This window comes from Arthrobacter sp. MDT1-48-3 (assembly GCF_054511015.1).
In genome coordinates this window covers 384251-404648 of the sequence record NZ_JBTNDL010000001.1, presented here as the reverse complement: position 1 = coordinate 404648, position 20398 = coordinate 384251, and the positions used below count along the sequence as shown (strand labels likewise).

Sequence of the window (20398 nt, the reverse complement as noted above, 5' to 3'; positions counted from 1 at the left end):
ACGACAGCCGCACGGCAACGCTGCCGAAGGCGGCCCGCCGGCACCCCGCCGGCACCCTCGGGCGGTCCCGCCGGCACCCTTCAGGCAGTCCGGCCGGCTCCGCCTAGGCGAGGACCGTCGTGACGACGATGCCTGCCGTGAAGAGGAGGCTGAACGCCAGGTTGATCAGGCCCGTCTGCTTCAGCACCGGGATCAGGCTCCCGCGCTTCTTGCCCGTGAGCATCAACCAGCTCGGCTGGAGGCACGCCGGGATCAGCAGCAGCACCAGCAGCACCCACGGGTAGTCGTAGCTGAGGAACAGGGGCAGCAGGACCGCCGCCGCGAGCATCATGACGTAGCTGATGCGGGCGGCCGGATCACCGAGTCGCACGGCGAGGGTCCTCTTGCCCACCACGCTGTCCGTCGGGATGTCGCGGACGTTGTTGGCCATCAGGAGCGCCATGGCGATCAGGCCGGTACTCACCGCACCGATCCAGGCGGCGGCGCTGAGCTGGTCCGCCTGGGTGAAGGTGGTGCCGAGGGTGGCGACCAGCCCGAAGAAGACGAAGACGAACAGATCACCGAGGCCGAGGTACCCGTAGGGGTTCTTCCCTCCCGTGTATCCCCAGGCGGCCGCGATGCAGCCCACCCCGACCAGGAGGAGGATCCAGGCCTGGGCCAGGATCACCAGCGCCAGCCCGGCCAGCATGGCAAGGCCGAAGCACGCGAAGGCGGCGTGCTTCACCTGGCGGGGCTGGGCCACCCCCGATCCGGTCAGGCGGAGCGGACCCACCCGCTCGTCGTCGGTCCCGCGGATGCCGTCGGAGTAGTCGTTCGCGTAGTTCACGCCCACCTGCAGCAGCACGGACACGAAGGCGGCGAGCACTGCGTTGAGCGGCTTGAAGGATCCGAGGCCGAACGCGGCCGCGCTGCCGATGATCACCGGTGCGAGGGCCATGGGGAGGGTGCGGGGACGGGCTCCTTCAAGCCATTGAGCGGCAGTCGCCACGGGAGGTTTCCTTCTGGTCGGGTCGGTGGTGCTTCTGGTGTCCTCGGACGCTCAGGCGCGTTCGAGGAGCGAGCGGACGGTGCGGCGGTCCGGCTTGCCGCCGGGCAGCAGGGGGAAGGCGTCGAGCGTGACGATGGACTTGGGGACGGCGTGTGCCCCGAGTTCGACGTGGACAGCCTGGCGGATCACCTCGGCGTCGACATCGCCCACGATCGCGGCCGCGACGGCAGCGCCCCATTCCTCGCTCCGGATACCGAGCACGATTGCTTGCTCGACGCCGGGCAGGGCCTGGATGACGTCCGACACCTTCATGGCGGAGACCTTCAGCCCACCCGTGATGATGACGTCGTCGAGCCGTCCGTGCACGGTGACGGCGCCGTCGAGTGCCACGTCCCCGGCGTCGTCCGTGACGAACCAGCGCCGCCCCGAGTTGAACACGAACTTCTCCTCGGTGAGGGCGGGCGCATCGAGGTAACCGTCGGCGAGGACCGCCCCGCCGATGCGTAGACGCCCGTCCACGGAGCGGAGCTCGACGCCATCGAGCGGGGTCCCGTCGTAGACACAGCCGCCGCAGGTCTCGCTCATGCCGTAGGTCTCGACGATCTTCAGATCCTGGCTGCGCGCGAGGGACCGCAGGGAGGCCCCGGCGGGCGCCCCGCCGAGCAGGATGGCATCGAAGCGGCGCAGGAGCCTCAGCGTCTCCGGCGACGGATCGGCCAGCAGGCGGTGGAGCTGCGTGGGGACCAGCGAGGTGAACCGGACGCGGTCCGTCAGCTCGGCGGCCGCATCGGTGAAGGACTCTGCGGTGAAGCCGGCGGAGGTGTCCATGACCCAGGGCTGGGTGCCTGCGTACAGGGAGCGGACGAGGACCTGGAACCCGGCCACGTAGTGCACGGGGAGGGTGAGCAGCCACTGGCCCTCGGCCTTCAGCGCGAACGCGGTGCCCATCGCCGAGGCAGCGAGCGCGTCGACGCTGAGCATCGTCTGCTTGGGTGTCCCCGTCGATCCCGACGTGCTGATGACGGCAGCGATCTCGTCGTTCGGCAGGGTGCCGTCGAAGACCTGGCCCGGCAGTACATGGGGCGCGACGGCGGGTCCCTCGCCCGAGAGTGCGGCGGCGAGGGGTTTCAGCAGTCCCAGCGGGTCGAAGCCCTCGGGGGTGTGCACGGGAAGGAGTTCCACGTGGCTCCTAGAAGTAGTAGGGGAACGAGGACCAGTCCGGCGCACGCTTCTCGAGGAAGGCATCCCTCCCCTCCACCGCCTCGTCGGTCATGTAGGCCAGGCGTGTCGCCTCGCCGGCGAAGACCTGCTGGCCCGCGAGTCCGTCGTCGGCAAGGTTGAAGGCGAACTTCAGCATGCGGATCGCCTGCGGGCTCTGCCGGGCGATGTCCGCCGCGTAGGCCAGCGCCGCCACCTCGAGTTCCTCGTGGTCCACGGCCTCGTTCACCGCGCCCATCTCCACCATGTCCTGCGCGGAATACTCACGCGCCAGGAAGAAGATCTCACGTGCCCTCTTCTGCCCGATCTGCCGGGCCAGGAGGGCCGACCCGTATCCCGCATCGAAGCTGCCGACGGTCGCATCGGTCTGCTTGAACCGGCCGTGCTGCGCCGAGGCGATGGTCAGGTCCGCCACGACGTGCAGGCTGTGGCCACCGCCCGCCGCCCAGCCGTTGACGACGGCGACGACGACCTTGGGCATGGTCCGGATGAGCCGTTGCACCTCGAGGATGTGGAGGCGCCCTGCACGGGCAGGATCGATCGTCTCCCCGGTCTCGCCTTCCGCGTACCGGTATCCGTCACGGCCCCGGATGCGCTGGTCGCCTCCCGAGCAGAAGGAGTGGCCGCCGTCGCGGGGGCTGGGACCATTGCCGGTCAGCAGCACGGTCGCGACGTCGGGCGTCATGCGGGCGTGGTCGAGGGCGCGGTACAGCTCGTCGACGGTACCCGGGCGGAACGCATTGCGGACCTCGGGACGGTCGAAGGCGATGCGTACGGTCGGGAGGTCGCGCACCACGGCGCCGTCGGCGTCGCGCTCCACCTGGCGGTGGTAGGTCATGTCCGCGAAGTCCTCGAAACCCGCCACGACCCGCCATCGGGTCGGGTCGAAGATGTCGGATACCTTGGCGGGCAGCTCTGAAGTCACCCGTCGAGTCTAGCGGCGGAACGGCGCCGACCCGTCCCGCCCCCGGCGTCGTACGGGGGCGTCAGGCGATACAGAACTCGTTGTCCTCGGGGTCGAGCATGACGTACCAGGCGTGCGGTCCCTGGGAGTGCCGTGCCAGGTAGCGGGCACCCCGCGCCTCGAGCCGGGTCCGCTGCTCGTCCCTGTCGGCGCCGCCGAGGTTGATGTCCAGGTGCACCCTGTTCTTGGCGACCTTGGGTTCGGGGACCGGCTGGAACAGGATGCGCTCCCGGCCGGCCCGGCCGACGTCGTCGGCCCGGCAGATCGCCGTTCCGTCCTTCCAGACCCGCTTGCCGCTGTGGACGATCACGTCCGTCTCGCTGGCGAAGCCCTCCGCGATCATCCGGTCGAGGAACGCTTCGTCGGTGGGTTCGACGACCCAGTCGGGGGTCTCCGCCCACCAGTCCGCCTGGGCGTGCGGGTCCGCGCAGTCGATCGAGATCTGGATGGAGAAGGGCATGGCGACAGGGTAGGCCCACCAGCCCTGTTTCTGAAGGGGCGGGCCGGCGGAAGGTGTCGGGGGAGCGTGCCGGACGTGCACGAGGGGTGTGCGGTCGACGTCGGCGGCCGTCCTGGTGACTCCGCCGGACCCCCGCGGGCCCGGCGGACGGAGCCCCTAGCGCTGCAGTTGGGAGAAGTTCACGGCACTGCGTACCGCGGGGTAGTACCCGGACTTGTAGCCCTCCGCGGTGGGGTGCAGGTTGTCGGAGGCTCCTGCCCGGAAGGTGATCCAGGGGTCCGTGGAGCCGAGCCCGTGGCCCTCGAACTTCGGGACCAGGTCGACGAAGGTGAAGCCGTGCGTCTCGGCCTGGGTGCGGATCACGGCGTTGAGGGCATCGGTGCCCGCGTTGAACGCGGTCTGCGAGGCGATCGGGATGACCGGGGTCCCGAACTCGGGGGAGAACAGGTGGGGGTAGCCGGTCACGACCACCGTGGCATTCGGGGCCGCCGCGTCGATGGAGTCGTACAGGGCATCGAGGGTGCGGTCGAGCACGGGGAGCGCGGCGGCGTTCTTGGCCGCGATGAACTGTGCGCAGATCGCGGGGGACTGGGTTGCACACACCCCTGCGACCTCCCCGAAGCCAGCGTCGTTGCCGCCTGCCGAGATGGTCACGAGGTCGGTGTCCGCCGACAGTGCTCGGGCGGCGGTCGTGCCCGCCACCTGCTCCGGGAGGTCGACGGCGCCGCCCGGTTCCGTGACGACCTTCGCTCCGGCGCAGGTGGCATCGGCGACCAGGTCGACCTGCTTCTTCCCGTCGAGGATCCCGGGCAGTCCGAGTGGCGACTGGCCGCAGCCGTTGACGTACGAGCCGGCACCGAATCCGGACGCGTAGGAGTCACCGAGGGCAACATACGACAGGGGTGCCTTGGGTGCGGCTGCGGCGGGGCCGGCGGCCCCGCCGACCAGCGCCGCGGACGCCACGAGAGCGAGGGCGACGAATCGGGTGGAACGGGTCCTGCGGGCACGCGTGGCGGAGGTCATGGCCTAACGGTACTCGCGGAATGCGGCTTGTCCAGGAGCAGATTGGTGATGCGGAGGGTGCAGAGCCGCTGCCCGGCGTCGTCGGTCAGCAGCACCTCGTGCGTGGTCAGGGTGCGGCCGAGCTGGATCGGCGTGGCGGTGATCGTCACCGTTCCCTCGCGGGCGCCGCGGTGGTGCGTCGCGGAGACGTCCACCCCCACAGCAGTCTTCCCGAGGGTGGAGGCATGGATGACCGCCGCCCAGGAGCCCACGGCTTCTCCGACCGCGAGCGACGCCCCTCCGTGAAGGAGGCCGAAGGACTGGCGGTTGCCCTCCACCGGCATCGTCGCGACGACGCGCTCCGCCGACTGCTCCAAAATCACGACACCCATCTTCTCGTCGAGCTCGCCGAGCGTGATGGTCCATGGGGGGAAAGACTCCTGGCTCATCGCCTGTGAACTCCTCGTGGTCGGGTACCGGGTGAGCGCAACTCTAGCGGCGGCACGTCCGCCGGTACCGCCGCCACATAACAGTAGGGTCACGTCCGATACCGTGATCGGCGTCTGACCTGCGGCGATAGTCCAGCTTTTTCCCATCCCGTGATGGTGGAAGCGCTCCCACTTGACAGTGCCGTACGTCACAGTCAGGATGAGTGGCACGTCGTGAGAGCGCTCCCACCGGAACTGATCTGCCGGAGGACGGCGATCCCGCCGACATCATCATCCCGCGTCGGCGGCGGGCTCCGGGTGCTCCCGCAACCCGCCGCCGCCAACCCACCGGAGGCCGCCGACAGGATCGGCCCCGGCCCGAACCCGTCCGGACACTGCGTCCGCCAGGGATGCTCACCCGAGTCCGCTGCAACCGGCGGCGGAATCAAGCTGACAAAGGAGTCAACCGTGCACAGCAGAGCACGCATCACCGCACTTTCCGCTACGGCGGCATGCCTCGCCCTGGCCCTCACCGCCTGTGGATCCGGCGGTTCGGACAACGCCGGAGTCGAGGGCGAGACCGGTACGGACGACGTCACCCTCTCCGTCGGGACGTTCAACGAATTCGGCTACGAGGAGCTCTTCGAGGAGTACGAGCAGCTCAACCCGAACGTCACGATCAATCACAAGAAGGCCGCCACCTCCAACGAGGCCCGCGACAATCTCACCACCCGTCTGGCCGCAGGGTCCGGGCTGTCCGACATCGAAGGCATCGAGGTCGACTGGCTGCCCGAGCTGCTCGAGTTCCCCGACCAGTTCGCCGACCTCACCGACCCGGCCGTCGAGGGCCGCTGGCTCGACTGGAAGACGGAAGCCGCCACCACGGAGGACGGACAGCTCATCGGGTACGGCACCGACGCCGGCCCCCAGGGCGTGTGCTACCGGGCCGACCTGTTCGAGAAGGCCGGGCTGCCCAGCGATCGCGAGTCCGTCGCCGCGTTGCTCGACGGCTCCTGGCAGGACTACTTCGACGCCGGTAAGGAATTCGTGGCCTCCAGCGACGGCGTCGCGTGGTTCGATTCCGCCGGCGCCACCTACCAGGGCATGATCAACCAGGTCCAGAACGCCTACGAGGACAACGACGGCACGGTGATCGCCACCGAGAACCCCGAGGTCAAGGACATCTACGAGCAGGTCCTTCAGGCGTCCGTCACGGACGGGCTCTCCGCGCACCTCACGCAGTGGGAGGACGACTGGGTGGCGAGCTTCCAGTCCGACGCGTTCGCCACGAAGCTCTGCCCGGGCTGGATGCTCGGAGTCATCGAGGGCAACGCCGAGGGCGTCGAGGGCTGGGACATCGCCGATGTCTTCCCCGGCGGCGGCGGCAACTGGGGCGGCTCCTACCTGACCGTCCCCACCCAGGGCGAGAACCAGGCCGAGGCGAAGAAGCTCGCCGAGTGGCTGACCGCCCCGGAGCAGCAGATCAAGGCCTTCGAGTCGAAGGGCACGTTCCCCAGCCAGGTCGAGGCGCTCGAGAGCGAGGAGCTGCAGGGACAGGTCGATCCGTTCTTCAACGACGCACCCACCGGCCAGATTCTCGCCAATCGGGCCACCGCCGTCGAGGTCACGCCGTTCAAGGGCCCCAAGTACTTCGCCATCAACGATGCGATGCAGCAGGCCCTGACCCGTGTCGACGTCGACGAGACCGATGACCCCGCCTCCTCCTGGGAGAAGTTCACCACCGCTGTGGGCGCTCTGTAGCCGATGGCCGTCACGGACCGGGTCCAATCCCCACCTCCCAACACGAATCGGCGGACCTCACGCGAGACTCGCGTGAAGCGCCTGGCCTTCTCCCAGAAGGTGTCGAAGTGGGACGTCAAGCTGTCTCCGTATCTCTACATCTCACCGTTCTTCCTGCTCTTCGCCATCACGGGCCTGTTCCCCCTGCTCTACACGGCATGGGTCTCGCTCCACAGCTGGAACCTCATCGGGGGCCAGGGCGATTTCACGGCACTGGAGAACTACGAGTTCGTGCTCGCGCAGCCGTTCTTCTGGAACGCGGTAGGCAATACGTTCAGCATCTTCCTCCTCTCGTCCGTCCCGCAGGTCGTCCTTGCCATCGCCATCGCCGCGGTGCTCGACGCCAACCTGCGGGCCAGGACGTTCTGGCGGATGGGCGTCCTCGTCCCCTTCGTGGTGGCCCCCGTGGCCGTAGGGTTGATCTTCAACAACCTCTTCGCTGACCAGGCAGGCCTGTTCAACGAGCTGTTGACGGGGATAGGGCTGGACCCGGTCCGCTGGCACTCCGATTCACTCGCCAGCCACGCGGCGATCGCGACCATGGTGAACTTCCGGTGGACCGGGTACAACGCGCTGATCTTCCTCGCCGCCATGCAGGCCATCCCCCGGGACGTCTACGAGGCGGCGACCATCGACGGCGCCGGACGCCTCCGGCAGTTCTTCTCCGTCACCGTGCCGATGCTGCGCCCCACCATCATCTTCGTGGTCATCACCGCCACCATCGGCGGACTGCAGATCTTCGACGAGGCCCGGGTCTTCGACCAGGCGGGTCTCGGCGGGGCGGACCGGCAATGGCAGACGCTGACGATGTACATCTGGGAGCTCGGCTGGGGCCAGCGCAACTTCGGCAGGGCCTCGGCGGTCGCCTGGCTCCTGTTCCTGATCATCGTCGTGATCGCGATGGCCAACTTCCTCATCACCCGCCGCATCGCGAACCAGGGAGGCCGACGATGAGCTCCATCCCCATGATCGAGCAGACCGCAGGGAAGGGCGCGGCCCGCGCCGCCCAGCGGGGCCTCGGCGCGCGACGCCGGGGTGCACCCGGCGGAACCATGCGCCGTCCCGGGTTCCTCACCTACGGGTTCCTCGGCGCGGTCATCCTCGGCTCGGTGTTCCCGCTCTGGTGGTCCTTCCTGGTCGGCAGCCATGACAGCTCCGTCATCAGCAAGGGCGTGCCGATGATCCCGGGCGGCAACTTCCTGGCCAACGCGGCATCGGTCCTGGACAGCATCCCGTTCTGGAAGGCGCTCAGCAACAGCATCATCGTCTCCACCGTCACGGCGGCATCCGTGGTGCTGTTCTCCACCCTCGCCGGCTTCGCCTTCGCCAAGCTCCGCTTCCGGGGCAGCAAGGGCCTGCTGGTGTTCGTGATCGCCACGATGGCGGTGCCCACCCAGCTCGGCGTGGTGCCGCTGTTCATCGTGATGGCGAAGCTCGGCTGGACCGGCTCGCTCTGGGCCGTCATCGTGCCCGGCATCGTGACGGCGTTCGGCGTCTTCTGGATGACCCAGTACCTGCGGGATGCCCTGCCGGACGAGCTCATCGAGGCCGTCCGGATCGACGGTGCCTCCATGATCCAGGCCTTTTGGTACGTTGGTCTCCCCGCGGCCCGACCGGCTGCGGCGATGCTCGCGCTGTTCACGTTCGTCGCCACCTGGACGAACTTCTTCTGGCCGTTCATCGTGCTGGATCCGTCCAACCCCACCCTCCCGGTGGCGCTGCAGCTGCTCCAGGCCGCGCACTTCGTCGATTACTCGATCGTGCTCGCCGGAGCGGTGCTCTCCACCATCCCGCTCCTGCTCCTCTTCGCCGTGGCGGGACGTCAACTCGTTTCAGGAATCATGCAAGGAGCAGTCAAAGGATGAGCAGCACCGACATCACCTTCCCCGAGGGTTTCCTCTGGGGAGCGGCGACAGCCGCCTACCAGATCGAGGGCGCCGCCCGGGAAGGCGGCAGGGGGCCCTCCATCTGGGACACCTTCACCCGTGTCCCCGGAGCCGTGGCGGATGCACACAACGGCGACGTGGCCTGCGACCACTACCACCGGTCGGCCGACGACGTCGCACTGATGAAGAGCCTCAACCTGCAGGCCTACCGCTTCTCGACCTCGTGGTCGCGCTGCATGCCGGACGGGGTGACCCCGAACATCGAGGGCATCCGCTTCTACTCCACCCTCGTGGACCAGCTCATCGAAGCCGGCATCAAGCCATGGCTCACCCTGTACCACTGGGACCTGCCGCAGGCACTCGAGGACGAGGGCGGCTGGACGAACCGGGAGACGGCCTACCGGTTCGCGGAGTACGCGGCAGTCATGCACGAGGCGCTCGGTGACCGCGTCCGCATCTGGACCACCCTCAACGAGCCCTGGTGCGCGGCGTTCCTCGGCTACGCAGCCGGCGTGCACGCACCCGGACGGCAGGAGCCCACGGCAGCCCTCGCCGCTGCCCATCACCTGCTCCTCGGGCACGGACTCGCGACGCAGGAGCTCCGCCGACGCGACGCGGACGCGACGCTCGGCATCACGCTCAACTTCACGGTTGCCGATCCGCTCGATCCCTCCAGCGAGGCGGACCGCGACGCCGCGCGCCGGATCGACGGGCAGTTCAACCGCATCTTCGTCGATCCCGTGCTGCGCGGCGAGTACCCGGAGGACCTCCTCCGGGACGTCGAGCACCTCGGCCTGACGGATGCGATCCGGGACGGCGACCTCGCGATCATCGCAACGCCGATCGACGTCCTGGGCGTGAACTACTACCACGGCGAGGCCGTGACGAAGACGCCGTCGGACGAGGCCGCGCCCCAGGAGGGCCATGCCCCCCTCGAACGCCCGGTCTCCTCGCCCTACGTCGCCGCGCACGGCGTGCGCTCCGTCCCGCGCGGCCTGCCGGTCACCGCGATGGACTGGGAGGTTCAGCCCGAGGGCCTCCGCCGCCTGCTCAACCGGCTGCAGGACGAGTACACCGGGCCCGCGGGCATCCCCCTCTACATCACCGAGAACGGCGCGGCGTACGACGACACCGCGGACGGGTCCGGCTTCGTGGACGACCAGGATCGCCTCGCGTTCTTCGATGTCCACGTCCGCGCCATGAAGGACGCGATCGACGACGGCGTCGACCTGCGCGGCTACCTCGCCTGGTCGCTCATGGACAACTTCGAGTGGGCCTGGGGGTACCACCAGCGGTTCGGTCTGGTGCGCGTGGACTACGAGACCCAGGAACGGACGCCGAAGGCGAGTGCCCTCTGGTACGCGCGGCTCGCGGCTTCGAACCAGCTGCCGGAGCGCCCGTCGTCGCCGGACGCCGAGAAGGCCGGTGCCGTATTGTCGAGGTGATGAACACGTCGCCGCCCCGGTCGCTGCGCCCGACCACGGCCCGCCCGAGCCCCACGCTCGAGGACCTCGCCGTGGCGGCCGGGGTGTCGCGGTCCACGGCGTCCCGGGCCATCAACGGCGGCGATCGGGTCAGCCCCGAGGCGCAGGCGGCCGTGGACCGGGCCGTCGTCGCCCTCGGGTACATCCCGAACCGTGCGGCTCGCAGCCTGGTGACCCGCCGGACCTCCTCGATCGCCCTGGTGATCCCCGAGCCGGACGTCCGCGTCATGATGGATCCCTTCTTCGCCGTCGTCATCACCGGCATCACGGAGGCCCTCCGGGAGACCGACGTCCAACTGGTGCTGCTGATGTCGCGGACCGAGGACGACTCGTCCCGCACCCTGCGCTACCTGCGGGGCGGGCACGTCGACGGCGCCATCGTGGTCTCGCACCACAAGGCCGATTCCTGGGCCAGATCGCTGGCCGAGACCGGCCTTCCCACCATCTTCATCGGACGGCCGTGGGACATGGCGTTCGACGTCACCTATGTGGATACCGACAACGTCGGGGGCGGGCGCCTGGCCGCCCAGCACCTCGCGGGTATCGGGCGACGGCGCCTCGCCACGGTCGCCGGCCCCGCGGACATGACCGCCGCCGTCGACCGCCTCCGCGGCTGGCGAGCCGGTCTCGCCGATGCAGGGCTTCCCGACGGTCCCGTGGTCCACGCGGACTTCACCACGGACGGCGGCGCGGCCGCGGCTCGCCGGCTGCTCGCCGAGCACCCCGAGATCGACGGGATCTTCGCGGCCTCGGACCTCATGGCGCTCGGCGTGCTCGACGTCGTCCAGGCGGCGGGCAGGACGGTCCCGGGGGACATCGCGCTGGTCGGCTACGACAACCATGCCGTGGCGGAGACCGCGCCGACACCCCTGACCACCATCACCCAGCCCATGGTCCGGATGGCCGTGAAGGCCGGCACCATGCTGCTCGAGGAGATCGAGGCCCCGGGCTCGCACCCGGAGCCCGTCATCTACACCACGGAGCTGGTGGAGCGCGCCAGCACCGCGGTGGCGCCCACCGCGTCCGCGGCGAACGCGTAGTCCCAGGCCACGTCGCGCCAGCGGGAGTAGCGTCCGCTCGCTCCACCGTGGCCACCGTCCATCTCGGTCTTGAGGACGATCGGCTCGCTGCCGGTCGTCGTCTCGCGGAGCTGCGCCACCCACTTGGCGGGCTCGACGTAGAGCACCCGGGTGTCGTTGAAGCTGGTGACCGCCGCGATGCGCGGATAGGCCACGGGGCGGACGTTCTCGTAGGGCGTGTACTCCTTCATGTAGCGGTACACCTCCGCATCGGTGATGGGGTTCCCCCACTCCTCCCACTCGAGCGCCGAGAGGGGCAGCTCGGGATCGAGGATCGTGGTCAGGGCGTCGACGAACGGCACCTGCGCGACGATGGCCCGGTACTTCTCGGGTGCGAGGTTCGCGACGGCGCCCATGAGCAGCCCGCCCGCCGATCCGCCCATGGCCGCGATGCGGCCGGCGTCCACCCAGCCCGAGTCGGCGAGGTACGTGGTGGCGTCCACGAAATCGGTGAAGGTGTTCTTCTTCGCGAGCTTCTTGCCCTGGTCGTACCAGCTGCGACCCATCTCGCCGCCGCCGCGGATGTGCGCGGTGACGTAGATGATGCCCCGATCCAGCAGCGACAGCCTGGCGATCGAGAACGCAGGGTCCATGCTCGCCTCGTAGCTGCCGTAGGCGTAGATGACGGCGGGGTTCGTGCCGTCCGGGGACAGTTCCGCACGGCGGACGACCGAGAGCGGGATCAGGGTGCCGTCCGCGGCCGGCGCCCACTGGCGCTCCGCGACGTAGGAGGCGGGGTCGTAGCCGCCGCGCACCTCCGTCTCCTTGCGGAGTGCCAGCGTACCGTCCTCGAGGACGTAGTCGTACACGCGCGGCGGCGTGAGGTAGGAGGCGTAGGACAGCCGGATGATCGGGGAGTCGAACTCGGCGTTGGCGAGGTTGCTCGTGAACAGCTCCTCGTCGAAGTCCGGTTCCGTCGGCTGCCCCTGGTCCGGCGTCCCCAGGCCGGCGAGGGGGAGGACCTGCACCCGTTCGATCGTGTCCTTCCGCACCGACAGCACCACGTGCGTGCGGGTGACCGTGAGGCCGTTGACGCGCACGGCGCCGTCGTGGGCGAGCACCGTCGTCCACTCCTGGTCGGCGAGCGGCCTGGCGAATTCGGACGCCGCCACGAGGCTCACCATGGAGTTCTTCGCGTCGCGGTCGTGGGTCAGCAGGTAGTGCGGCACGCCCGCGATGGTGACCGGCTCGGCGTCGTACAGGATGCGCTCGTCGCGGGGGACCAGCGTGGTGAGTCCGGCCCCGGGATCCGCGAGGTCCAGGACACGGTACTCGCTGTACTCGGAACACCCGATGCTGATGAGGAGCTGCGTGCGGTCGGCCGACACCTCGAAGCCGGTCCACATCGCGACGTCGTCCTCCTGGTAGACGACGGCGTCCTCCTCGACCGGCGTGCCCAGGGTGTGCACCCGCACCTGGTAGGGGCGCCAGGAGTCGTCGACGACGGTGTAGTAGACGCGCGTCCCGTCGGGGGCGAAGGACAGTCCGTAGAAGACGTCCGGCACCTCGTCGGGGAGGAGCTCGCCCGTTCCGAGGTCCTTGATGCGCAGTGTGAAGCGCTCGTCACCCGCGTTGTCCTCGCTGTACGCGAGCAGCGTGCCGTCCTCCGTGACGGACAGGCCGCCGAGGGAGAAGAAGGGCTTGCCCTCGGCGAGTTCGTTGCCGTCGAGGAGGATCTGTTCGCCCTCGACGGGCCGGCCGGGAACCACCTCGGGCGGCGTCCAGTCGCGGCCGAGATCCCCGGTGTCCTCCGCGGCCACGCGGCACTGGATGCCGTACTGCTTCCCCTCCTCGGTGCGCGAGTAGTACCACCACCCCTTCTTGCGGGCGGGGACGGAGAGGTCGGTCTCCTGCGTGCGTTCCTTGATCTCGCCGAAGATGGCCTCGCGGAGCGGTTCCTGGTGGCGCGTGACGGCCTCCGCGTACCGGTTCTCGCGCTGGAGGTAGTCGATCAGCTCGGGGCTCTCCTTGTCGCGCATCCACTCGTAGGAGTCGACGAAGGTGTCGCCATGGTGCGTGCGCACATGGGGCACCTTGCTGGCCGGGGGCGGGACGGGGACGACGAGTGCGGTGGCATCAGCGGTCATGGTTCCCATCTTGCCACCGGCGCCACTGCCGCCAGGGCCCCACCGACCCCCCGGGAGCCCTCCACCATTCCTCCGCAGCCCCTTCGGGTGCCGCGCCGGCGCTTCCGGGAGCGGCCGGTTGACCCGGCCGGACGGGCGTGCAATTCTGGAGCAGGCTTTTACAGAACGAACGTTCGGTAATTCGCCGGCAGGACCACGACGACGAGGGAGACGACCATGGCCGAGGCTTTCCTGGTGGGCGGTGTCCGCACTCCCGTCGGCCGGTACGGCGGAGCCCTCTCCGGCGTCCGCCCGGACGACCTCGCGGCCCTCGTCCTCTCCGCCGTCGTGCAGCGCGCCGGCGTCGACCCCGCCACCGTGGACGAGGTGATCCTCGGCAACGCCAACGGCGCCGGGGAGGAGAACCGCAACGTGGCACGCCTGGCCTCGCTGCTCGCCGGCTACCCCGACAGCGTTCCCGGTATCACCGTCAACAGGCTCTGCGCCTCCGGCCTCTCGGCCATCATCATGGCATCCCACATGGTCCGGGCCGGGGCGGCGGACGTCGTCGTCGCCGGAGGCGTCGAATCCATGAGCCGCGCCCCCTGGGTGATGGAGAAGCCGGACAAGGCCTTCGCCCGGCCCGGCGCCGTCTTCGACACCTCGATCGGCTGGCGCTTCACGAACCCGTTGCTCGCCGCACGGGACAAGGCCACCTACTCGATGCCCGAGACGGCGGAGGAACTCGCGGCCCTGGACCGCATCACGCGCGACGACGCCGATGCGTTCGCCCTGCGCTCCCACCAGCGCGCCCTCGCCGCCATGCAGGCGGGACGGTTCGACGACGAGATCGTGCCCGTCCAGGTCAACCGCGGCAGGACCTCGTTCTCCATGGACACCGACGAGGGGCCCCGCGAGGACACCACCCTCGAAGTCCTCGCGAAGCTGCGACCCGTCGTCCGGCCGGACGGCATCGTCACGGCCGGGAACTCGAGTTCGCTCAACGACGGCGCCTCCGCCGTCGTCGTCGCCTCCGAAGCGGCCGTGGAGCGCTACGGCCTGACGCCGCGCGCGCGTATCCTCGAGGGCGCGTCCGCGGGCGTCCCGCCGGAGATCATGGGGATCGGGCCGGTCCCGGCCACGCACAGGGTGCTCGAGCGCACGGGCCTGTCCGTCGCCGACCTCGGCGCCGTCGAACTCAACGAGGCGTTCGCCACGCAGTCGCTCGCCTGCATCCGCCGCCTCGGCCTCGACGAGGAGATCGTCAACCGCGACGGCGGCGCGATCGCCCTCGGCCACCCGCTCGGCTCGTCGGGCGCCCGGATCGCGGTCACGCTGCTGGGCCGGCTCGAGCGCGAACTGTCCGGCCCCGCGCGGCGCCTCGGCCTCGCGACGATGTGCGTCGGCGTGGGGCAGGGCACGGCCCTGCTCGTGGAGGCCGTCTGATGCCCGCCGCTCTCCGGGTCACCGAGGGGGAGGCGCGGCTCGTCGTCGAACTGCACCGGCCCGAGGTCCGCAATGCGATCGACCGGCAGATGGTCGACGAACTCCACACCGTCTGCAGTGACCTCGAGCGCGCCCCGCGCACGCTCATCCTCCTGGGGTCCGACGGCGTCTTCGCGTCGGGCGCCGACATCGCCGAGCTGCGGGAGCGGCGGCGCGACGACGCCCTCGCAGGGATCAACTCGACGCTCTTCGCGCGGATCGCCGCCCTCCCCATGCCCGTCATCGCCGCCCTCGACGGCTACGCCCTCGGCGGCGGAGCGGAACTCGCCTTCGCCGCCGACTTCCGGCTCGGCACGCCCCGCCTGAGGATCGGCAATCCGGAGACGGGCCTCGGCATCCTCCCGGCTGCCGGCGCGACCTGGCGCCTCAGGGAGCTCGTGGGGGAGCCCCTCGCACTGGAGATCCTCCTGGCCGGTCGCATCCTGACCGCCGAGGAGGCGCTCGACGCGCGGCTCATCACCGCGATCCACGCCCCGGAGGACCTCCTGCCGGCCGCACACGACCTCGCGGACCGGATCGGCCGGCAGGACCCGCTGGCCGTGCGGATCACCAAGAGCGTGTTCCATGCCCCACGGGAGGCCCATCCCCTGATCGACCAGCTGGCGCAGGCCGTCCTGTTCGAATCCGAGGCGAAGTTCGACCGCATGCAGCGGTTCCTGGACCGGAAGAAGGGCTCATGAGCGGATTCCCCACCCGTGTCGGCGTACTCGGTGGCGGGCGGATGGGCGCGGGCATCGCGCACGCCTTCTGCCTCGCCGGGTCCGACGTCGTCGTCGTCGAGCGCGACGAGGAGGCCGCATCGGCCGGGCTCGGGCGCGTGACGCACGCCCTCGCGCGCAGCGTGGAGCGCGGGACGACGACGGAGGACCTCGACCGGCTGTCCGCACGGATCGCCGTCTCCACCGACTACGCCGCCTTCGCGCCCTGCTCGCTCGTCGTCGAGGCGGTCCCGGAGGACCTCGGCCTGAAGCGGCAGGCGTTGCGGGCGGTCGAGGACGTGCTCGACGGCGCCGCCTGGCTCGCGACGAACACCTCGTCCCTGTCCGTGGACGCGCTCGCGGCCGTGCTGCAGCGGCCCGAGCGGTTCTGCGGACTCCACTTCTTCAACCCGGTCCCGGCGTCGACCCTGATCGAGGTGGTCCTCGGAGCGGGGACGTCAGCGGCGCTCGAAGCGGCCGCGCGGTCCTGGGTGGACGCGCTCGGCAAGACGCCCGTCGTCGTGCGTGACACCCCGGGGTTCGCGAGCTCGCGGCTCGGTGTCGCCATCGCCCTCGAGGCCATGCGGATGCTCGAGGAGGGCGTGGCGACGGCGGAGGACATCGATGCGGCGATGGTCCTCGGCTACAGGCACCCCGTGGGTCCGCTCCGCACCACCGACATCGTGGGACTGGACGTGCGCCTCGGCATCGCGGAGTACCTCGAATCCACGCTCGGTCCACGCTTCGCCCCACCCGCGATCCTGCGCGAGAAGGTGGCGCAGGGCCGGCTCGGACGCAAGAGCGGCCAGGGCTTCTTCGACTGGGACGACGCCCCGCCGCCGCCCGTCCCCCCGACCCGGCAGGACCCGACCCCACAGGAACAGGCCGGCACGCGCCCGGCGTTCCAGCAGCACGAGTGAAAGGCGAGCGGACCATGACAACCGCCCCGGAACGAGTACAGATCGACGTCGTCCCCAGCTTCCTCGAGGACGCCTGGTGGACCCCCGACCGCTCGGCAGCGGAGGGCGACGGCACGGTGGTCCGTGATGCCAGCACGGGCGAGGAACTCGCCGTCGTCAGCACGGCCGGCATCGACACCGCGGCCGCCGTCCGGTTCGCGCGGACCACGGGGCAGGCGGCCCTGGGCCGCCTCACCTTCCACGAGCGCGCACTGAAGCTCAAGGAGCTCGCGCAGCACCTCAATGCGCACCGCGAGCCGCTCTACGAGCTGTCCGCGAAGACCGGAGCCACGAAGGTCGATTCCATGGTGGACATCGACGGCGGCATCGGCGTCCTGTTCACCTTCGGGTCCAAGGGCCGCCGGGAGCTGCCGAACTCCCACGTCATCGTCGACGGCCCGCCCGAGGTGCTGTCCAAGGACGGCTCGTTCCTCGGGACGCACATCCACACGCGCATACCGGGCGTCGCCGTCCAGATCAACGCCTTCAACTTCCCGGTGTGGGGCATGCTCGAGAAGCTCGCTCCCGCGTTCCTCGCCGGTGTGCCGACCATCGTGAAGCCCGCCACGCCCACGGGCTTCCTCGCGGCGGCCGTCGTGAAGCTGATCATCGGCTCGGCGATCCTCCCCGAGGGCTCCCTGCAGCTCGTCTCCGGGCCCGCCCGCGACATCCTCGACCACCTCGACTATCGCGACCTCGTGTCCTTCACCGGTTCGGCGTCCACCGCGAACCACCTGAAGTCCCACCCCTCGGTGGCCCGCGGCGGCGTGCGGTTCACGTGCGAGACGGACTCGCTGAATGCGGCCATCCTCGGCCCCGACGCCGTTCCCGGCACCCCCGAGTTCGATGCCTTCGTGAAATCGCTGGTCACCGAGATGACCGTCAAGGCCGGCCAGAAATGCACCAGTATCCGTCGGTCCATCGTGCCCGAGGCCCTCGTCGACGACGTCGTCCGCGCGGCGGGCGATCGCATCCGGTCGCGGGTCACGCTCGGCGACCCGCGCGCCGAAGGGGTCACCATGGGAGCGCTCGCCTCGCTCGAGCAGCTCGAGGGCGTGCACGGCTCGGTGCGGGAACTGCTGGCCTCCGGTGGGGCCGTCGCGTTCGGATCGCTCGACGCGCCGGAGGTGCTGCGTGCCGACAACACCCGGGGCACGGTTCCGGGCGGCGCGTTCATGGAGCCCCTGCTCCTCACCTGGGAGGACGTGGAGGCAGGTGCCCTCCACTCCGTCGAGGCGTTCGGGCCGGTCGCGTCCGTCATCGGCTACGCCGATCTGTCCCACGCCGTGCACCTGGCGGCCCTCGGCTCGGGATCCCTCGTAGCGACCGTGTGCACCAACGATCCGGCGGTGGCCCAGGAGCTGGTGATGGGGATCGCAGCGCACCACGGTCGCGTGCTGATCCTCAACCGCGAGGACGCCCGGACGTCCACCGGGCACGGCTCGCCCGTGCCGCATCTCGTGCACGGCGGCCCGGGACGGGCGGGCGGCGGCGAGGAACTCGGCGGCATGCGCTCGGTCCTGCACCACATGCAGCGCACGGCGGTGCAGGGATCTCCGAACATGCTCACCGCCATCACGGGGGAGTGGCACACGGGCGCGGACCACCGGTTCGACGACGTCCACCCGTTCCGCAAGGACCTCGCGGTGCTGCGGATCGGCGACGCCGTGCGCTCGGAGCTCCGCGAGGTGACGCTGGCGGACATCACCGCGTTCGCCGAGACGACGGGTGACACGTTCTACGCCCACACGAACGAGGAAGCGGCGGCCGCCAATCCCTTCTTCCCCGGGATCGTGGCGCACGGCTACCTGCTGCTGTCCTGGGGTGCGGGCCTGTTCGTCGACCCCGCTCCGGGGCCCGTCCTCGCCAACTACGGGCTGGAGAACCTCCGGTTCATCACGCCCGTCGCCGCGGGCGACTCGATCCGTGTGACCCTGACCGCGAAGCGCATCACGCCGCGCGAGACGGACGAGTACGGCGAGGTGGCCTGGGACGCCGTCCTGCAGAACCAGGACGACGAGATCGTGGCGACCTACGACGTCCTGACCCTCGTGCAGAAGTAGCGGCGGGTGGGCCCGTCCGGCCGGGCTGACGGCGGGTTCCTCCCACTGATCAGGGCGAGTCGGCGGGCATGGTCGGGCATTCCCACCGAACGGCCCCCATCAGTGGGAGGAACGTGTCGCGAGGGTGGCCCGTACGAGCTGGATGAACGGCCCGGGAGCATCGAAGAGCAGGCTCCGGGTCACGCGGAGGACAGGGACTCCCCGGGTGGTGAGGATGTTCCACCGGCGGCGGTCCTCCTCGAACTCCCGCCGGTCGCTGTGGTGCTGCCGTCATCGGCCTCGATGCCGAGAACGCCGTCGACGACGAGATCGAGGCGGCCCACCCCCGGGATGTGCACCTGCGACGAGATCTGGAAGCCGGCCCTGAGGAGGTGGTACCGGGCGACCGCCTCCAGGATCGACTCGGCGTGCGGGTCCACCGATCCCACGATCCGGCGAACGGAGCCGGATCTGCGCCCCAGGGCCTGCCCCGCAGGTCCTCGAGCGACACCGAGCCGCGGACCACGGCGGACTCGACGATGCACAGGGCATCGAGTTCGGGGAGGCAGCGCATCACCTGCAGGCACACCGTGAGGTCGGAGACGGGACGGGCAGCACGATGGACCCGCACCCGGTCACTGTCGATCCCATGCCCGGAGTCGGTTGTGACATGCAGCATGCGGGGTGGACGAAGCACCCATAGCCCCCGGAGCTGCGCGGCGCTGATGCATCCCAGCTCGCTGCCCAGGGACAGCGCCGTCCGCGCTCCGGCGTCGTGGTCCGGCAGGGCGTAGACGCCACGGGCGACCCGGAGCACGACGCCGTTCCGCACCGCCCTGGTGAGGAGGGCGGGGGAGGCGCCCGCTGCCAGGAGATCGCGTGCTCGCGCGACTCCGCCTGATCGGGCCAGTAGCGCGACGACGTCCATGGCAGCAGCATGACGCCGCGGTTGGGTGCGGCTCTCGTGGTGCGGGTCTATGTGGACGACACGTGTGCCCACTGATCGGGGTGGATCGGTGGGCATGTTCGGGAACGCCCACCGAACGGAGCCCGTCGGTGGGAGGAACGTGCAGGCAGCAGCGTGTAGCAGGAAGGAGCGGGCAGCAGCGCTGCGAACAGGCAGCAGCGTGTAGCAGGAAGCAGCAGGCAACAGCGTGGAGCAGGAAGGAGCAGGTAGCAGCCAGGGCGCAGCAGGTCAGCGCCGGTGCAGCCCGTCGAACACCATGACGATGACGTCGTCGGCCAGTTTGTCCGCCGAGAGGGGACCGCCCGGCCTGTACCATTCGACGATCGAGTTGATGGTCCCGAAGATGAGGCGCGTGGTGGTCCGTGGGTCGATGTCGCCCCGGATGGATCCCTCGTGGCGGGCGGCGTCGACCAGGCCCGCCACCGTGCGGTCGAAGGTCCGGCGCCGGTCGAGGGCATCCCGCTCCACGTCCGTGTTGCCGCGCAGCCGCAGCAGGAGGGTCACGAAGGGCAGCCGCTCGGTGAGGACGGCGATGGTCCCGCGCAGGACGAACTCCAGGCGCTCGTCCGCCGGGCCCGCACTCGCCCGCGCATCCTCGAGAACCGACTCGAGACCGCCCAGGGCATGGTCCAGGGCCAGCCGCAGGAGATCGCCCTTCGACGGCACGTGGTGGTAGATGGCTGACTTGCTGATGCCGAGTTCCTCGGCCAGCATCCCCATCGACGTCGCCTCGTACCCGTGGCGGTTGAATGCGGCGACGGCGACCGCCAGGACCGACTGCTGGTCGTAGCCCGGCCGCCCGCGACGGGTGGGGATCGGAGTGGGCCCGGCGACAGTCATACCGCCATTTT

Annotated in this window: 18 protein-coding genes and 1 pseudogene; 9 read left to right on the top strand and 10 right to left on the bottom strand. The window is 70.1% G+C overall.

Annotation, left to right across the window (positions count from 1 at the left end):
- Window positions 1-103 precede the first annotated feature (103 nt).
- The 6 genes from ACX80L_RS02015 to ACX80L_RS01990 form a co-directional block, all read right to left on the bottom strand.
- Window positions 104-988 carry a 1,4-dihydroxy-2-naphthoate polyprenyltransferase gene (locus ACX80L_RS02015; protein ID WP_459287346.1) on the bottom strand — a complete coding sequence of 295 codons (885 nt, stop codon included), beginning with the start codon at window positions 986-988 and terminating at the stop codon, window positions 104-106.
- Window positions 989-1039: 51 nt separating this feature from the next.
- Window positions 1040-2170, bottom strand: a complete 1131-nt coding sequence (locus ACX80L_RS02010) for an AMP-binding protein (RefSeq protein WP_459287344.1) — start codon at window positions 2168-2170, stop codon at window positions 1040-1042.
- A 7-nt stretch (window positions 2171-2177) separates the two neighbouring features.
- The gene (locus ACX80L_RS02005) at window positions 2178-3131 is read right to left on the bottom strand and encodes a 1,4-dihydroxy-2-naphthoyl-CoA synthase (protein WP_459287342.1); all 954 of its coding nucleotides are present in this window, start codon (window positions 3129-3131) and stop codon (window positions 2178-2180) included.
- 61 nt (window positions 3132-3192) lie between these two features.
- Window positions 3193-3630: a VOC family protein gene (locus ACX80L_RS02000; protein ID WP_459287340.1), complete on the bottom strand. Its 438-nt coding sequence runs from the start codon at window positions 3628-3630 to the stop codon at window positions 3193-3195.
- Window positions 3631-3786: 156 nt separating this feature from the next.
- Entirely contained in the window at window positions 3787-4653 is an 867-nt protein-coding gene (locus tag ACX80L_RS01995; protein WP_459287338.1) for an SGNH/GDSL hydrolase family protein, read from the bottom strand.
- Entirely contained in the window at window positions 4650-5081 is a 432-nt protein-coding gene (locus ACX80L_RS01990; RefSeq protein ID WP_459267301.1) for a PaaI family thioesterase, read from the bottom strand. Before ACX80L_RS01990 ends, ACX80L_RS01995 begins: the two co-directional genes overlap by 4 nt.
- A gap of 447 nt (window positions 5082-5528) precedes the next feature.
- On the opposite strand from ACX80L_RS01990, the gene ACX80L_RS01985 reads away from it, so the two are divergent.
- Genes ACX80L_RS01985 through ACX80L_RS01965 form a run of 5 tightly spaced genes read left to right on the top strand, consistent with a single transcriptional unit; the run spans window position 5529 to window position 11270 of the window.
- Window positions 5529-6821 carry an ABC transporter substrate-binding protein gene (locus ACX80L_RS01985; protein WP_459287336.1) on the top strand — a complete coding sequence of 431 codons (1293 nt, stop codon included), beginning with the start codon at window positions 5529-5531 and terminating at the stop codon, window positions 6819-6821.
- Window positions 6822-6824: 3 nt separating this feature from the next.
- On the top strand, window positions 6825-7814 hold the full coding sequence (locus ACX80L_RS01980; protein WP_208740396.1) for a carbohydrate ABC transporter permease: 990 nt from the start codon (window positions 6825-6827) through the stop codon (window positions 7812-7814).
- Complete coding sequence (locus tag ACX80L_RS01975; RefSeq protein WP_133081147.1) at window positions 7811-8725, top strand: carbohydrate ABC transporter permease; 915 nt, start codon at window positions 7811-7813, stop codon at window positions 8723-8725. Before ACX80L_RS01980 ends, ACX80L_RS01975 begins: the two co-directional genes overlap by 4 nt.
- Window positions 8722-10191, top strand: coding sequence for a GH1 family beta-glucosidase (locus ACX80L_RS01970; RefSeq protein WP_133081146.1), 1470 nt, complete (start codon window positions 8722-8724; stop codon window positions 10189-10191). Before ACX80L_RS01975 ends, ACX80L_RS01970 begins: the two co-directional genes overlap by 4 nt.
- Window positions 10191-11270 carry a LacI family DNA-binding transcriptional regulator gene (locus tag ACX80L_RS01965; protein WP_133081145.1) on the top strand — a complete coding sequence of 360 codons (1080 nt, stop codon included), beginning with the start codon at window positions 10191-10193 and terminating at the stop codon, window positions 11268-11270. Before ACX80L_RS01970 ends, ACX80L_RS01965 begins: the two co-directional genes overlap by 1 nt.
- Here ACX80L_RS01965 and ACX80L_RS01960 read toward each other — a convergent pair.
- Window positions 11201-13405 carry a S9 family peptidase gene (locus ACX80L_RS01960; RefSeq protein WP_459287333.1) on the bottom strand — a complete coding sequence of 735 codons (2205 nt, stop codon included), beginning with the start codon at window positions 13403-13405 and terminating at the stop codon, window positions 11201-11203. The two genes, ACX80L_RS01965 and ACX80L_RS01960, sit on opposite strands and share 70 nt — an antisense overlap.
- A 207-nt stretch (window positions 13406-13612) precedes the next feature.
- Between ACX80L_RS01960 and ACX80L_RS01955 the strand changes: the two genes are divergently transcribed.
- From ACX80L_RS01955 to paaZ, 4 genes are read left to right on the top strand one after another with little or no spacing between them, the layout of a single operon-like run.
- Window positions 13613-14821 (top strand): acetyl-CoA C-acyltransferase, encoded by a 1209-nt coding sequence (locus ACX80L_RS01955; RefSeq protein WP_459267297.1) that lies wholly within the window; start codon window positions 13613-13615, stop codon window positions 14819-14821.
- Window positions 14821-15561 (top strand): enoyl-CoA hydratase/isomerase family protein, encoded by a 741-nt coding sequence (locus tag ACX80L_RS01950; protein ID WP_208740399.1) that lies wholly within the window; start codon window positions 14821-14823, stop codon window positions 15559-15561. Before ACX80L_RS01955 ends, ACX80L_RS01950 begins: the two co-directional genes overlap by 1 nt.
- Complete coding sequence (locus ACX80L_RS01945) at window positions 15558-16499, top strand: 3-hydroxyacyl-CoA dehydrogenase family protein (protein ID WP_459287331.1); 942 nt, start codon at window positions 15558-15560, stop codon at window positions 16497-16499. Before ACX80L_RS01950 ends, ACX80L_RS01945 begins: the two co-directional genes overlap by 4 nt.
- Before the next feature lie 14 nt (window positions 16500-16513).
- Entirely contained in the window at window positions 16514-18601 is a 2088-nt protein-coding gene (gene paaZ, locus ACX80L_RS01940; RefSeq protein WP_459287329.1) for a phenylacetic acid degradation bifunctional protein PaaZ, read from the top strand.
- A 179-nt stretch (window positions 18602-18780) separates the two neighbouring features.
- Here paaZ and ACX80L_RS01935 read toward each other — a convergent pair whose 3' ends face one another.
- From ACX80L_RS01935 to ACX80L_RS01925, 3 genes and pseudogenes are all read right to left on the bottom strand, one after another.
- A complete protein-coding gene (locus ACX80L_RS01935) occupies window positions 18781-19020 on the bottom strand; it encodes a hypothetical protein (protein WP_459288097.1) in 240 nt (79 codons plus the stop codon).
- 353 nt (window positions 19021-19373) lie between these two features.
- Window positions 19374-19508: pseudogene (locus ACX80L_RS01930) on the bottom strand (type IV toxin-antitoxin system AbiEi family antitoxin domain-containing protein); the annotation flags it as partial.
- 267 nt (window positions 19509-19775) lie between these two features.
- On the bottom strand, window positions 19776-20387 hold the full coding sequence (locus tag ACX80L_RS01925; protein ID WP_133081138.1) for a TetR/AcrR family transcriptional regulator: 612 nt from the start codon (window positions 20385-20387) through the stop codon (window positions 19776-19778).
- Between the last annotated feature and the right edge of the window lie 11 nt (window positions 20388-20398).

What these genes read in the sequence shown, in the direction of transcription:
- ACX80L_RS01945 (WP_459287331.1), top strand. Translation starts at nt 15,558, where the DNA reads ATGAGCGGATTCCCCACCCGTGTCGGCGTACTCGGTGGCGGGCGGATG.
- ACX80L_RS02000 (WP_459287340.1), bottom strand. Translation starts at nt 3,630, where the DNA reads ATGCCCTTCTCCATCCAGATCTCGATCGACTGCGCGGACCCGCACGCC.
- ACX80L_RS01975 (WP_133081147.1), top strand. Translation starts at nt 7,811, where the DNA reads ATGAGCTCCATCCCCATGATCGAGCAGACCGCAGGGAAGGGCGCGGCC.
- ACX80L_RS01995 (WP_459287338.1), bottom strand. Translation starts at nt 4,653, where the DNA reads ATGACCTCCGCCACGCGTGCCCGCAGGACCCGTTCCACCCGATTCGTC.
- ACX80L_RS01980 (WP_208740396.1), top strand. Translation starts at nt 6,825, where the DNA reads ATGGCCGTCACGGACCGGGTCCAATCCCCACCTCCCAACACGAATCGG.
- ACX80L_RS01970 (WP_133081146.1), top strand. Translation starts at nt 8,722, where the DNA reads ATGAGCAGCACCGACATCACCTTCCCCGAGGGTTTCCTCTGGGGAGCG.
- ACX80L_RS01950 (WP_208740399.1), top strand. Translation starts at nt 14,821, where the DNA reads ATGCCCGCCGCTCTCCGGGTCACCGAGGGGGAGGCGCGGCTCGTCGTC.
- ACX80L_RS01925 (WP_133081138.1), bottom strand. Translation starts at nt 20,387, where the DNA reads ATGACTGTCGCCGGGCCCACTCCGATCCCCACCCGTCGCGGGCGGCCG.
- ACX80L_RS01990 (WP_459267301.1), bottom strand. Translation starts at nt 5,081, where the DNA reads ATGAGCCAGGAGTCTTTCCCCCCATGGACCATCACGCTCGGCGAGCTC.
- ACX80L_RS01965 (WP_133081145.1), top strand. Translation starts at nt 10,191, where the DNA reads ATGAACACGTCGCCGCCCCGGTCGCTGCGCCCGACCACGGCCCGCCCG.
- paaZ (WP_459287329.1), top strand. Translation starts at nt 16,514, where the DNA reads ATGACAACCGCCCCGGAACGAGTACAGATCGACGTCGTCCCCAGCTTC.
- ACX80L_RS01960 (WP_459287333.1), bottom strand. Translation starts at nt 13,405, where the DNA reads ATGGGAACCATGACCGCTGATGCCACCGCACTCGTCGTCCCCGTCCCG.
- ACX80L_RS01955 (WP_459267297.1), top strand. Translation starts at nt 13,613, where the DNA reads ATGGCCGAGGCTTTCCTGGTGGGCGGTGTCCGCACTCCCGTCGGCCGG.